Raw genomic sequence first — 13,588 nt, 5'->3', positions numbered from 1 at the left:
GCTCCTGACATTTTTAGTGGCATATACATAATATCCGCCATAATCGGTATTTTCTTCCCAATGGATCGGGTGCAGGTCCTCATTGATCAAACTGCCATGTATATCCTCGAAGGAAATAAGAAAATTACTTTTATTGATTACACAGGAAACGTATTCGTTTCAACCCTGAAGCTATCATCAGTTTCTTTACAGCAAAAAACAGAAGGTCTGAATTCATGACTGCTGATGGCATATGAAAAATCTTTCAGAAATACGACCTGAGGAGCTAAACGTACTCTGATTATTTCATCACTGACCACTCTTATTTCTACTTCCATATTCAAATCTTAAAATAAAAATCAAGAGCCTGTTTAGCCGGTATTTAATTAAATCTAATAAACCGGAGGATAATATAACGGCAGGTACTAATTAACAAAATAACAGTTCAGGAGCATAGCTAGAAATAAAAATCGAATTAGGCGTCAAGCCTTTAACAAATAAATCCCATTCCGGGCGAACGGAACAGGATTCATAAATTCAACAAAAAAAACTTCAACAGGTCATGGGCGATCAGCCCGGAACAATCTTATTGATTAAAGGTAAATCCAACATAATACATACCACCCATTTCAGGGTTTCCGTAGGATGTAATGAAGTATTTATTAAACAGGTCAGATGCACCGATTTTGATCATTCCTTTAACTGATGGAATTTTCAGATTTACCTGAGCATCCACCGTTCCGAAAGCAGGGACATCTCCTGATGCAAATGAAGAAGTCCAGTAGAAAGAGTCCTGCCAGCGGTATGAGATATTCATTCCTACGTTTTTGGCAATATTGCGGTTGCTTACACCCAGATTATAGCGAACTTTTGGAGTATTGAAGTCATTTACATAAGTGGAAGGAATATCGCCGATCTGATTATAGGAAATATTTCCACTCAGATTAAATTTCCCGACAAGGTAATCAATACCAAGGGCCGTTCCATATGAAGTAACCTTACCTTCAGCATTTACAGGGACACCAAATTTTGTAAATGAAGTACCGTTTTGTTGAAAAACTTCAACCGCAGTAACAAAATTTTCATAAGTATTAAAGTATCCGTAAGCGTCAATCAGAACATTGCTCCCCAATAATCCTTTATAACCCAGTTCATACGCCTTAACACTTTCAGGCTTAACACCACCTGCTTCAAAAGTATAAGTCTTTAACAATGCAGGATTAGGAGCACCTGCTGCTGCAGATGCAAGAAAATTACGATAACTTACATCTGTATAAGGTTTATTTACATAAAGATTATACTTCGTAAGGCTTGCAGGCAAACCACCGATCAGGCGGGTTGAACCACCGCCAACCGATAAATCAATATATTGGTTCTGAGTAGTGGGATTGCGGTAACCGGTCTGATAAGAAACCCTGATATTATTGTTTGGAGCAACTGTATATACGCCGGTCACCCTTGGAGTAAAACGTCCATCAAAATTTTCATTTTTATCATAACGTCCTGATAAACTCAGCTTGAATGCATCACTAAGCTTTTTACCCATTTGAATAAATGCACCATATTCATCAATATCAATTTTACGGTTAAGGTCATCAAAAATTGTTCCTGCCGAATTCAAATCATATCTTCTGTATGATGCTCCTACCTGCAGTTCAACTGCATCTTTCAGGGCATTAGTAAAATTGTACATTCCTTCGTAATGCCACAGGTTCGACTTATCATCAAATTTAGCTCCCAGACCAGAACTGATCGTTGTATTCATGATCTTTTCTTTAGCTGCAGCAAACTGAGGTGATCCGGATTCAAATCTTCCCTGATCTGCAACCAGACGTGCCATTGCATGAGCCTGAACATCAGATGCCCCACCTGAACGTGCCCCCACATAATTCCCGATATACTGAGGAAACCATGTTGTACTGGCCTTAGATGTTTCGTTGATATAACTGCCAAGAATTGAAGAAATATAAGAATCACCTGAACGCTCCTGAGTAGTGTATCCACGCAACATAAATTCCTTACCTTTCAGTTCAAGTTTGTATTGCCCTATACTGAAATTTCGCAATGAATAACGATCAGAACCAGTATAAACAGAAGTACCTGAACCCCAGTTTGCCTGTGCAACTGCTTCAATTGAATTACTCAGTTTATAATGGAACGAGGTTGATGATTTCATCGATTTTGCATCGTAATCAACCAGATTCTTTTCCAGGTATCCGGTACGCGAAACAGCCTGATCAGGTATCAACCCTCCCCTTAAGCCGAAATTAAATGGAAGTACATTTTGAATAGTTGATCTTAATGCAGCCGGGAAGCCACCCAGAAAAGCCCCTATCTGCGATGGCGTAGCTGTTACCGGCAATGATGCATTAATCATTCCGATAATATTCGGTATGGCACCTCCGGTAGCTGCTGCAACACCTGCATTGGTTGCAGATTGAACAGAATTGGCAACGTTACGCATGTTCTGACTAACCTCATCACCATAAATATTAATACCATCATAATTAGGATCAGAGCTTCTGTCTCCTGATTTGAAAGTGCGGGATGTACGATCAAAGTTTGAATAATTTCCTGCCTGCCAGTCATCAGCCTGAAGGAATGAGAAGGTGGTTTTAAATGCAAACTTGTTCCATGCTTTTGCAACTCTGACTGCGGCTTCCCTGAATGGGGCCGAAGATTGCATTGGATCACTCACATGGTTAAGCCCGGATTTAATCGAAAAACTTACTCCCTGCGTAGTGTAAGGATCTTTGGAATTCATCAGCATAGTTCCATTAATACCTCCTGCACCATAAAGGGCAGATGACGCTCCGGGCAGAAGCTCAACATTATCCAGATCCAGTTCAGAAATACCAATAATATTACCAACGGCAAAATTCAGACCGGGAGCCTGATTGTCCATTCCATCAACATACTGATTAAAACGGGTATTCCCATTGGCATTAAACCCTCTGGTGTTGACTGATTTAAAAGTCAAACTCTGAGCACTCATCTCCACACCTTTTAAATTTGCAAGGGCATCATAAAATGTGGATGAAGCTGTTTCTTTAATTGCTGTAAGCCCCATTCTTTCAATAGATACCGGAGATTCAAGGATTCTTTCAGGAGTACGGGATGCGGCAACAACCACTTCCTGACCAAGAATAGCCTGAGATTCCATGGCAATTAACAAATCTGAAACTGAACCGGTGATTTGCTGCTCAATAGGTTTATAACCTAAATAGCTTATTACAATTGTGAAGGGGGTGCCCTCTGAAGTACTCAAAGAAAACCGTCCGTCCCCGCCTGTAGAGGTTCCGATGCTTTTACCTTTCACTGTGATGGCGACCCCCGACAAGGTCTCATTAGTTGCCTTATCTGTAACAATTCCTGAAATGCTCGTGTTCTGAGCAAATGCCATTGAGATAGTAAAGACAAGTACTACCAAAAGGCTGGCAAAACGGGTAAAAATTCTATTCATAATTCTCAGATTTATAATTGGCTAAGCGAATATTAATAAAATTACTGCATTAACTAATAATAAGCAAGGAAGTACAGTATTTTTTATGCTTGCATAGTAAATACATAAGATTTTGGCCAGTTAAAGGGCGAAATTCGCAATAACACACTTAATCCAAAGCTGAATAATCATTTGATAAACGAGTTAATTTTTAACATATTTAAATCATAAATTAACCACATGAAAATAATCAAAGCAGGAATATCAGGATTATTTGCAATTGCACTTATCATTGGATTAAATACAAAATTTGGTGATATCCCACCTCTGGCAAGATTTCTCAACCCATTTCAGGGCTTTTGGACAAATGCAGAAAAAAAGCAACCGGCTACTGAAAACTCTCTCAGTATTGAAGGGTTGAAAGGAAGTATTGAAATCAGATTTGACGATCAGATGGTCCCTCATATATTTGCCGGCAATAATCACGATCTTTATTTTGCACAGGGCTATATTACGGCCAAAGACAGATTGTGGCAAATGGACTTCCAAACCCGCTTTGCTTCGGGCAGACTTTCGGAGGTTGTTGGTTCCAAAGCACTGGAACTGGATCGCTATCAGCGCAGGATGGGAATGACCTATGGAGCTGAGAAAATGGTAAAAATCATGATGAAGGATCCTGAGATAAAAGAAATGATGGATGCTTATACAGCTGGAATCAATGCTTACATCCACTCTCTCAAACCGGGAGATTACCCACTCGAATATAAGTTACTGAATTATGAACCCGAAGACTGGAAACCTCTGAATTCTGCATTATTACTAAAGTTAATGTCTGCAACCCTGGCAGGTGGTTCAAATGAATTCTACATGAATAATATCCTGAACAAATTCGGTCCTGAAATTACCCAAAACCTGTTTCCTGATTACCCCTACAGGGAAGATCCGATAATACCATCAGGTACAAACTGGGACTTTAACCCAATCAGAATTCCGGAAATTCCTGTTTTACAAAACAATAGTCTGAAATCATTTGATATCAGGACCAGGGAAATTGAAGAAGGTATCGGCAGTAATAACTGGGCAATTTCAGGTACAAAATCTGCCAGCGGTTATCCGATTCTTGCAAACGACCCTCACCTTGACCTGACCTTGCCTGCCATATGGTATCAGATTCAATTAATTTCACCGGAAATGAATGCATGTGGCGTTTCTATTCCTGGTTCACCGGGTATAATTATAGGATTCAACCAAAATGTTGCCTGGGGTGTAACCAATGTGGGTGCCGATGTTTTGGATTGGTACAATATTAAATTTAAAGATAAATCTCAAAAAGAGTATTGGTATAATGGCAAATGGACTCCTGTTAAACAGAGAATTGAAACCATTCATGTTAGTGGTGGCAAAACCCTGACAGATACTGTACTGTACACACATCACGGACCGATAGTTTACACCAGTGAGCAGCGACCTGAAAATTTCTCTAAAATTGGAAATATCCCAACCGGACATGCACTTCGCTGGGTGGCACATGACGGCTCCAATGATGTTCGTACATTTCTGCTTCTGAACAAGGCAAAAAACTATACAGATTACAGAAAAGCAATCAGTTATTTTTCAGCTCCTGCACAAAACTTCGTGTTTGCCAGTATTGAGAACGACATTGCAATTACCCCTAACGGATATTTCCCTCTGAAATGGAAAGGTCAGGGCAAATTTTTACTGGATGGCACTGATCCTGCCAACGACTGGAAAGGAAGAATTCCTGCAGATCAAAATCCTACTGTAAAAAATCCACCCAGAAACTTTGTCAGTTCAGCAAATCAATTCCCTTCAGATCAAAGCTACCCTTACTATATCAACTGGGAATACACCGGATACGAGCGTGCGCACCGCATCAACAAAAGACTTTCAGTAATGACTCAGGCCAACGTTGACAGCATCAGAAATCTGCAGAATGACAATTACAGTATTCTTGCTGAAAACATACATTCCACCCTGATCAGACTTGTAGATGCCGGAAAACTAAGTGCAGCTGAACGCGAAGGTTTTAACATAGTGAGTAAATGGAATAAATTTTTCAATGCTGATGAAATAGGCGCCAGCATATTCGAGATCTGGCAGAAAAATCTTGCTGTACAGATCTGGGGGGATGATTTTAATGACCCAAAAACTCCGATGCGCTATCCTTCACGCGACAGGCTTGTAGAATTATTATTAAATGAACCACTGGCTCCGTGGTATGATAACTTAAACACAAGTAAGCAGGAAACACGTGAAGATGCAGTAAACGCATCCTTCAAATTTGCTATAGACAGTCTTCAGCGAAAATTTGGCCCGATTGGGAAAGACTGGGCCTGGGCCAATGTTAAAGCAACTCATGTACCTCACCTTGCAAAAATTGCCGGATTCGGATCAAAAACATTATATACAGGTGGCTCCAAGACATCGGTCAATGCTACCAGCGAAAGTCACGGACCTTCATGGCGTATGGTTGTTTCTTTAGGCAAAGATCCTAAGGCTTACGGAGTATTTCCGGGTGGTGAATCCGGTAATCCGGGCAGCTATTATTATGACGATATGATCGATACATGGGCTGCCGGCAAGCTTAACGAGCTGGTCTATTTTAAAGGAAAAAATGACAGATCAGATCGAACCATTTCAACCTGGAGGCTTAATAAAAAATAATTATCCCATACACATTAAACTAATTTATATGTTAATTTTTCTCATCGCCATACTCAGTCTGATTCTTCAATTCTTTCTGCCATGGTGGATAATTGCCCCTATAGCATTTGCAGTCTCAGCATGGAAAGCATATTCAGGGTGGAACGCTTTCAGAACTTCATTCATTGCAATTTTCATTCTTTGGATTGCTATAGGATTAATTCATACTATCCCGAATAATCATATTCTGGCTAACCGTGTTGGAGCGATGCTTAATCTGCCTGAAAGTTCCATTAACTGGATTTATATCCTTTTAATAACCGGATTGATCGGCGGACTTGCATCAGGATTTGCAGGTCTGGCGGGATTTTATTTCAGGGAAGGAATGAAGAAGGGATAAGGAACAAAAACGATGAACTTCAATTCAGCAGCCTTTACCCTGATAACTGACAATAGATAATTCCTATCTTTGCACGTGCAATTCATAGACACTGATCGTATTTTCTACATTTCTGATTCTCAGGATTTTGAAAGGCTCTCTTTGGAGATCTTTAATTATCAGGTAAAAAACTGCGAAGTCTATGGCCGTTTTGTTGCAAATCTGGGTATCGATTCAACCCGTATAAAAGATCTGAACAGCATCCCATTCCTCCCCATCGAATTTTTCAAAAGCCATAAAATCATCTCGGGAAAGAGAGAAATTAAAGAAACATTCAGCAGTTCAGGAACTACCGGAATGATTCAAAGCAAGCATTATGTGACTGATATTTCAGTTTATGTAAACAGCTACAGAAAAGCCTTTGAACTATTTTACGGAGATATCCGAAACTACGCCATACTTGCACTTCTCCCATCTTATCTTGAACGTGAAGGCTCATCATTGATCTATATGGTCGATGATCTGATCACCCTAAGTCAGAATCCCAAAAGCGGATACTTTCTTTACGACCATCTGCTGCTGGAAGAAACTCTGAATGAGCTGAAAGAATCGGGTAAATCCACTCTGCTCATTGGAGTAAGCTACGCTCTTCTTGATTTTGCTGAAAGCAGAACACTGGAATTCCCGGAACTCATTGTTATGGAAACCGGAGGCATGAAAGGTAAGCGAAAAGAAATGCTTCGTACTGAATTGCACGATATCTTATGCACAGGGTTTGGCGTTCCTGCAATTCATTCTGAATACGGCATGACAGAGCTCATGTCGCAGGCTTATTCAAAAGGAGGCGGAAGATTCCACTGCCCACCATGGATGAAAATCAGGATCAGAGATACGAATGACCCACTTAGTTTACTGAAACATGATCAAACCGGAGGTGTCAATATTATTGACCTTGCCAATATCAACTCCTGTTCATTTATAGCAAGTCAGGATCTTGGAAAACAATTTGCTGATGGAAGTTTCGAAATACTGGGGAGATTTGACAATAGTGATATACGCGGCTGTAATCTGCTTGTACAATAAAAAAGGGATGAAAAATCATCCCTTCTAATTTTTTAATGAGAGCGTCTTAAACTTATTTTTTCAAATAAGTTTAAGCTCCCAGAGTCCAGCCTGAACGATACGCTCTCTTCACAAACTGATTTGCCTCATCAAAGTTTGTAATTTTCATATTAGGGCCATCCCAAAGCAGTTTTTTATAACGACCGGGATAAGTAAATCCATTTCCTGTAGCATTCGGTTTACGAATATCAAAACCACGAATTGCAAGATTGCCCATTAACAAAGCTTCAGTCAACGGACCGGCAATTGAAAAATCAGAACTTACTTCCATTTTTCCGTAACCCGCAATTGCAGCTTCAACCCACTGGGTATAGTGGCCTGCCTCCTGATCAGGAACACGTGCTAATGTTGCAGGAACATTGATTTCTGCATTACGTGAAAGTGGCAATAATCTTGGATTTCTTCCATAAGTATCGCAAAGCATCTTCCCTTTAGACCCAATAAACAGTACTCCGTTACCACCATCTCCGAAAATCTCATCCGGACCAAGTTCAACAGGTCGCTCTGGCTGAATACCTCCGTCCATCCAGTGCATCTTAACGGCCTTACCGCCCTGTTTTTCAGAGTTAAATGTCATAGTTACATGCGAAGACGGAGGGCAGCTCTCAGGGAAATAACCGCGTTTAAATGAATCCACATAAACAGATCCGACACTGCATTCAACATCAGTTGGGTACTTTAATCCCAATACACGGAATGGTGCATCAACCAGATGACAGCCCATATCGCCTAAAGCCCCGGTTCCATACTCCCACCATCCGCGCCAGTTAAATGGCACCAATTTATCGATATAGTCGGCTTTAGGTGCGGTTCCCAGCCAAAGATCCCAGTCAAGTTCTTTCGGAATATCACTTTTTTGTGCTGGCCATGGCACACCTTGTGGCCAGACAGGTCTGTCTGTCCAGCAATAAACGGTGTCAACCTCACCAATCAATCCGGCATTATACCATTCCATTAGCAGACGGGAACCATCGCTGGAAGTACCCTGATTTCCCATCTGGGTAACTACTTTATACCTTACTGCAGCCTCAGTTAATATTCTTGCCTCATAAATATCGTGAGTTAGAGGCTTTTGAACATAAACATGTTTTCTGAGCTGCATGGCAGCGAGTGTGGTAATCGCATGGTTATGATCAGGTGTTGACACAGAAACAGCATCAAAATGCTTAGCTTCTTTATCAAACATCTCACGCCAGTCTTTATAATATTTTGCTTTAGGGAATCTCTTTACAGAATTAGCTGCTCTGCGATCGTCAACATCACATAAAAACCCGATCTCGGCTTTCCCTCCGCGCATAAATCCGGTCAGGTCGCTTTCGCCCTTACCGCCGGCACCCACACCTGCAATGATTAGTTTATCACTGGGTGCAATGAATCCTTTACCTCCCAGCACATGGCGGGGAACGATCATAAATCCGGCAGCAGCAACAGCAGCCGTCTTAACAAAGTCTCTTCTGGACTTATTCTTGTTTTCTTCCATTTTTATTAATTTCGAATTAATAAGTTCATGCCCAGGCGCGGTCTCCTTTTTTATAAGGAACATTACCATCATAACTGCCCGGAGTTTCAATATATCTTAAGGCTTTGGTAGCTCCAACTTCTGATGTAAAAAAGCCCAGAAGTGTCAGCTCCTTCAGCATCCTGAAATAATGAGATGGTTCTTCAGCTCTTTTAGCTTCCATATATGCCTTTTGCTCATTATCCAGAGTGGTAAGGAATGCTGTTCTTTCTGAGGCACTGCAATTCATAAACTCCTTGGTCTGAGTTTCTTTACATTTCTGCTGTAATGCTGCAAGTCCATCAGTAAAGATCTTCTGATCAGCCTTAGTATAACAATCTTTAACCATGATATCCATAAACTCGCCAACTTTAGCTTCTTTAGCACCCGGCGTACTGGTTTGTGGGAGGATGGTCTCGCCAATCTCATTCAATAGATCAATTGTTTTCTGATCAAAGAATCCGGCAGTTTTTTCCTGTGCCGGATTACAGCCATATTCAAGGAAAATACCGGATCCGATAATCGTACCACCCAGAATCCAGCTAACCTGTTTTAATGCTTCTCTCCTGTTCATAATTCCTGAATTAAATATTTCCTTTTTTCAACTCTGTAAATGCATGATCAACCGCTCTGGCAGTTAATGCCATATAAGTTAATGAAGGATTCTGACATGCTGCAGAAGTCATTGCCGCACCATCAGTTACGTAAACATTCGGTGCATCCCAAACCTGATTAAATTTATTCAAAACTGAGGTTTTCGGATCATGTCCCATTCTGGCAGTTCCCATTTCATGAATACCCATACCCAGTGAATAACCAGTATCAAATGTTTTTACATCCTTCAGCCCGGCCGCTTCCAGCATCTCCTTCGCATCCTCTGCCATATCCTTTCTCATTTTAAGCTCATTCTCCTTTATCTCGGCATCTATAGCCAAAATATTGAGCCCCCATTTATCCTTTTTAGTTTTATCCAGGGTCACTTTATTCTCATGGTAGGGAAGAGTTTCACCAAATGCCGTGATACCCATGGTCCATGCGCCTGGTTCACATAGAGCATCTTTAAAGTCTCCACCAATACTCATTTCAGCGACACTCCGCCCCCAGCCTTCCCGGTTTGCACCTCCCTGGTAACCAAAACCTCTTAAATAATCTCTCTTGTCATCCCCAACATTTCTGAATCTTGGGATATAAATACCATTCGGACGACGTCCGTAAACATATTTATCTTCAAAACCTTCCATTCTTCCGGAAGCACCAATACGAAAATGATGATCCATCAGATTATGTCCAAGCTGTCCGCTGCTGCTTCCAAGTCCACCTTCCCATACATCCGTTGCTGAATTCATCAGCACCCATGTTGTATTCAGAGTAGATGCATTCAGGAATATCACTTTTGCGAAGTACTCATAGGTCTTGTTGGTCTCTGCATCCAGAACCTCTACTCCCTTTGCCTTTTTTGTATCCTTATCGTAAAGGATTTTGGTAACTATTGAAAAAGGACGCAGTGTCAGATTTCCTGTCGCCATTGCTGCCGGAAGAGTTGAAGACTGAGTACTAAAATATCCGCCAAAAGGGCATCCCAACGAACATTTACTACGAAACTGACAATTTGTGCGACCATGAATTGCCTTAGTAAGATTCGCCGCTCTGCCAATCAGCATGTGCCTGCTTTCTTTATAATGTGCCTTCAAACGTGCTGCTACCTCTTTCTCAACCACATTCATTTCCATTCCGGGAAGGAAATCTCCATCCGGCAGCTGAGCCAAGCCTGCTTTTGTTCCACTTATCCCCACGAAACGCTCCACATGTCCATACCATTTTTCAAGATCCTGATACCTGATTGGCCAATCAACAGCAATCCCTTCTTTTGCATTGGCTTCAAAGTCCATCGGACTCAGTCTGTAGCTTTGGCGGCCCCACATCAGGGAACGTCCACCAACCTGATAACCACGATACCAGTCAAAACGCTTTACCTCAGTATATGGACTATCCTGATCGCTTGCCCAAAAGTCAAGGTTCTTTTCACTAAGTGGATAATCTCTTTTAAGTACCGGATAATTTTCGATCATTTCCTGAGTACGACCTCCTCTGTGAGGAAAGTCCCAGGGATCTTTCGTAGCATTCACATAATCTTTGATATGCTCAACGTTTCTTCCACGTTCGAGCATAATGGTTTTAAGCCCCTTCTCGGTAAGCTCTTTGGCAGCCCAGCCACCGCTTATCCCCGATCCGATGACTATTGCATCATAAGTGTTATCAGCCATATTTCTTAATTTTAAAATTCTTATTTAAATATCACAGATTCTTACCGCTTCCCTCAATGCTTCCATTTTATCTTCTTTAATCGGAATAAACTCCTGAGCAACGTAACCATTGAAACCTGTTGAATGAATTGCTCTCATAATCGCCGGATAATTTAACTCCTGCGATTCATCAATCTCATGCCTGCCCGGAACTCCTGCAGTATGATAATGTCCAATATATTGATGATTATCTTTAATCGTTCTGATCACATCTCCCTCATCGATCTGCATATGATAGATATCATAAAGGAGTTTGAAATTATCAGAGTCAATTCTTTTTGCAAGCTCAACACCCCATGAAGTTCTGTCGCACTGATAATCAATATGATCTGTTTTACTGTTTAGCAACTCCATAATAATTGTAACTCCATGCTGCTCGGCGAAGGCCATGATCTGCTTTAAACCCTCAGCACTGTTCTTCAAGCCGGTCTCATCATCCATACCCTCCCTGTTACCACTAAAACAGATCAGATTCTTATACCCGGATTTAGAAACCAGCGGAATCATTTCCCGGTAATTCCTGATCAATACTGAATGATAAACCGGATTATTCCAACCTTGTTCCAAACTGATCTCAGCACCATTACACATCGTAGAAATCAGGTCGTATTTCATGAGAACCGGCCAGTCTTCAGGGCCAACAAGATCAATCCCAACTAATCCTATCTCTTTGGCCGAACGGCATAACTGATCTATCGTAAACTGATTAAAACACCAGCGGCATACAGATTGTTTAATATTAGCTTTTAAATATTCAGTATTCTTGAGCATAGCAGATTAAACGTGTTCTTTAACCTGTCTGGACTCTTCCTCCTTACGCTGATCAAATGTCAACACAAACAATATGGCAACAACTGCAGCAATTCCTGCTGCAACCAGCCATATTTTTTGCCAGTCGTGACTGGTATCAGACAATTGATAAGCATCGCTTACCAGTCCGGCAACCCAGAATCCAATCAGCATACCTGCACCATAGGTTGCAAGAGTAATTAAGCCCTGAGCTGCACTTTTATATTTTTCTCCTGCCTTTGAATTGGTATAGATCTGGCCTGAAACAAAGAAGAAATCATAACATATACCATGAAGGGCAATACCAACGACGAGCATCACAGATAATTCGTTTGCGTTTCCGAATGCAAAAAGAGCATATCTCAATGCCCAGGCTATCATTCCAACAAGAATTGTTTTTTTGAAACCAAATTTGGTAAAGAATACAGGCAGCAGAAGAAGAAATAAAACCTCTGATATCTGACCGATGGTCATTTTACCCGTTGGATTCTCCATTCCAAGTTCAGAAAGGAAGAGATTCGCGCTCTGATAATAAAATGCCAGAGGAATACAGATCAAAATCGACGAAATAAAGAAAATGAGAAAATTTCTGTCATTCAACAGCTTCAGGGCATCCAGCCCCATAACATCCGAAAAAGCAACTTTTTCTCCTTTAGCTATGGTTGGTGGTGTTTTTGGTAAAGTAAAACTAAAAAGGCCAAGGATGAGTGATGATATACCTCCCATCATAAATGTATTTCTCAATAATCCCTGCGATACCCCCTCAGCTGAATCCCAGTGAAAAAGGAAACTGATACATAACCCCGCAACAATCCATCCAATTGTACCCCAGATACGGATCGAAGAAAACTCCTTTTCAGGATTAAGCATCTGATTAAAGGAAACTGAATTGACCAATGCCAAAGTTGGCATGAACATGATCATGTAAGCAAAAACGTATGGATAAAAACTGCCGAAGTCTGCTGCATAATACATTTGCAGCATTAGCAATGCACCTGCAAGATGAAGAAAACCCAGAATCTTTTCAGCATTAAAGAACCTGTCTGCAATCATTCCTATTATAAAAGGTGCGATAATTGCACCGAAAGACTGAGTAGAAAATACTGCGGCAGTTTGAGCACCATCTGCCTGAAGGTTTTTCCCAAGAAATGTTCCGAGAGTAACATACCACGATCCCCAACTGAAAAACTCAAAAAACATCATTAGTGATAATTTAATCCGGGTACTGAAATTCATCTGTTTTTTTAAAGGTTTATAATTTATAATTTAATTAATAAGCCCTGAAAGCCGGCATTTTTCGATTTTGTAATTATATTCTCAAAACACTGATCAAGGCTATTTCCATTAGGTTATTGAAAATAAATGTATATTTTTATTTTCAATAATCATACTCTATTAAATTTCATTACTGA

10 protein-coding genes are annotated in these 13,588 nt (G+C 40.7%); 3 read left to right on the top strand and 7 right to left on the bottom strand.

Annotated features, from left to right (window positions below):
* Nucleotides 1-137: 137 nt before the first annotated feature.
* Nucleotides 138-317: an alpha-glucosidase domain-containing protein gene (locus P2W72_RS04615; RefSeq protein ID WP_276359735.1), complete on the bottom strand. Its 180-nt coding sequence runs from the start codon at nt 315-317 to the stop codon at nt 138-140.
* A gap of 248 nt (nt 318-565) precedes the next feature.
* A complete protein-coding gene (locus tag P2W72_RS04610) occupies nt 566-3,442 on the bottom strand; it encodes a TonB-dependent receptor (protein WP_276359734.1) in 2,877 nt (958 codons plus the stop codon).
* A 219-nt stretch (nt 3,443-3,661) separates the two neighbouring features.
* On the opposite strand from P2W72_RS04610, the gene P2W72_RS04605 reads away from it, so the two are divergent.
* The 3 genes from P2W72_RS04605 (at nt 3,662) to P2W72_RS04595 (ending at nt 7,547) form a co-directional block, all read left to right on the top strand.
* Nucleotides 3,662-6,106, top strand: a complete 2,445-nt coding sequence (locus P2W72_RS04605; protein WP_276359733.1) for a penicillin acylase family protein — start codon at nt 3,662-3,664, stop codon at nt 6,104-6,106.
* Nucleotides 6,107-6,134: 28 nt separating this feature from the next.
* A complete protein-coding gene (locus P2W72_RS04600) occupies nt 6,135-6,485 on the top strand; it encodes a hypothetical protein (RefSeq protein ID WP_276359732.1) in 351 nt (116 codons plus the stop codon).
* A gap of 75 nt (nt 6,486-6,560) precedes the next feature.
* Nucleotides 6,561-7,547, top strand: a complete 987-nt coding sequence (locus tag P2W72_RS04595) for an acyl transferase (RefSeq protein ID WP_276359731.1) — start codon at nt 6,561-6,563, stop codon at nt 7,545-7,547.
* A gap of 70 nt (nt 7,548-7,617) precedes the next feature.
* Here the strand turns inward: P2W72_RS04595 and P2W72_RS04590 are convergent, their stop codons facing one another.
* From P2W72_RS04590 to P2W72_RS04570, 5 genes are read right to left on the bottom strand one after another with little or no spacing between them, the layout of a single operon-like run.
* On the bottom strand, nt 7,618-9,066 hold the full coding sequence (locus P2W72_RS04590) for a Gfo/Idh/MocA family oxidoreductase (protein ID WP_276359730.1): 1,449 nt from the start codon (nt 9,064-9,066) through the stop codon (nt 7,618-7,620).
* A gap of 25 nt (nt 9,067-9,091) precedes the next feature.
* Nucleotides 9,092-9,658: a gluconate 2-dehydrogenase subunit 3 family protein gene (locus P2W72_RS04585; RefSeq protein WP_276359729.1), complete on the bottom strand. Its 567-nt coding sequence runs from the start codon at nt 9,656-9,658 to the stop codon at nt 9,092-9,094.
* Between the two features lie 10 nt (nt 9,659-9,668).
* Entirely contained in the window at nt 9,669-11,348 is a 1,680-nt protein-coding gene (locus P2W72_RS04580; RefSeq protein ID WP_276359728.1) for a GMC family oxidoreductase, read from the bottom strand.
* A 24-nt stretch (nt 11,349-11,372) separates the two neighbouring features.
* Complete coding sequence (locus P2W72_RS04575; protein WP_276359727.1) at nt 11,373-12,158, bottom strand: TIM barrel protein; 786 nt, start codon at nt 12,156-12,158, stop codon at nt 11,373-11,375.
* 6 nt (nt 12,159-12,164) lie between these two features.
* Nucleotides 12,165-13,412, bottom strand: a complete 1,248-nt coding sequence (locus tag P2W72_RS04570) for an MFS transporter (protein WP_276359726.1) — start codon at nt 13,410-13,412, stop codon at nt 12,165-12,167.
* Between the last annotated feature and the right edge of the window lie 176 nt (nt 13,413-13,588).

This window comes from Daejeonella sp. H1SJ63 (genome assembly GCF_029360775.1).
Classification (GTDB): Bacteria; Bacteroidota; Bacteroidia; order Sphingobacteriales; family Sphingobacteriaceae; genus Daejeonella.
The sequence above is the reverse complement of the archived record's forward strand: the minus strand, read 5'-3'. Positions and strand labels throughout refer to the sequence as shown.

What these genes read in the sequence shown, in the direction of transcription:
- P2W72_RS04615 (WP_276359735.1), bottom strand. Translation starts at nt 317, where the DNA reads ATGGAAGTAGAAATAAGAGTGGTCAGTGATGAAATAATCAGAGTACGT.
- P2W72_RS04610 (WP_276359734.1), bottom strand. Translation starts at nt 3,442, where the DNA reads ATGAATAGAATTTTTACCCGTTTTGCCAGCCTTTTGGTAGTACTTGTC.
- P2W72_RS04605 (WP_276359733.1), top strand. Translation starts at nt 3,662, where the DNA reads ATGAAAATAATCAAAGCAGGAATATCAGGATTATTTGCAATTGCACTT.
- P2W72_RS04600 (WP_276359732.1), top strand. Translation starts at nt 6,135, where the DNA reads ATGTTAATTTTTCTCATCGCCATACTCAGTCTGATTCTTCAATTCTTT.
- P2W72_RS04590 (WP_276359730.1), bottom strand. Translation starts at nt 9,066, where the DNA reads ATGGAAGAAAACAAGAATAAGTCCAGAAGAGACTTTGTTAAGACGGCT.
- P2W72_RS04585 (WP_276359729.1), bottom strand. Translation starts at nt 9,658, where the DNA reads ATGAACAGGAGAGAAGCATTAAAACAGGTTAGCTGGATTCTGGGTGGT.
- P2W72_RS04580 (WP_276359728.1), bottom strand. Translation starts at nt 11,348, where the DNA reads ATGGCTGATAACACTTATGATGCAATAGTCATCGGATCGGGGATAAGC.
- P2W72_RS04575 (WP_276359727.1), bottom strand. Translation starts at nt 12,158, where the DNA reads ATGCTCAAGAATACTGAATATTTAAAAGCTAATATTAAACAATCTGTA.
- P2W72_RS04570 (WP_276359726.1), bottom strand. Translation starts at nt 13,412, where the DNA reads ATGAATTTCAGTACCCGGATTAAATTATCACTAATGATGTTTTTTGAG.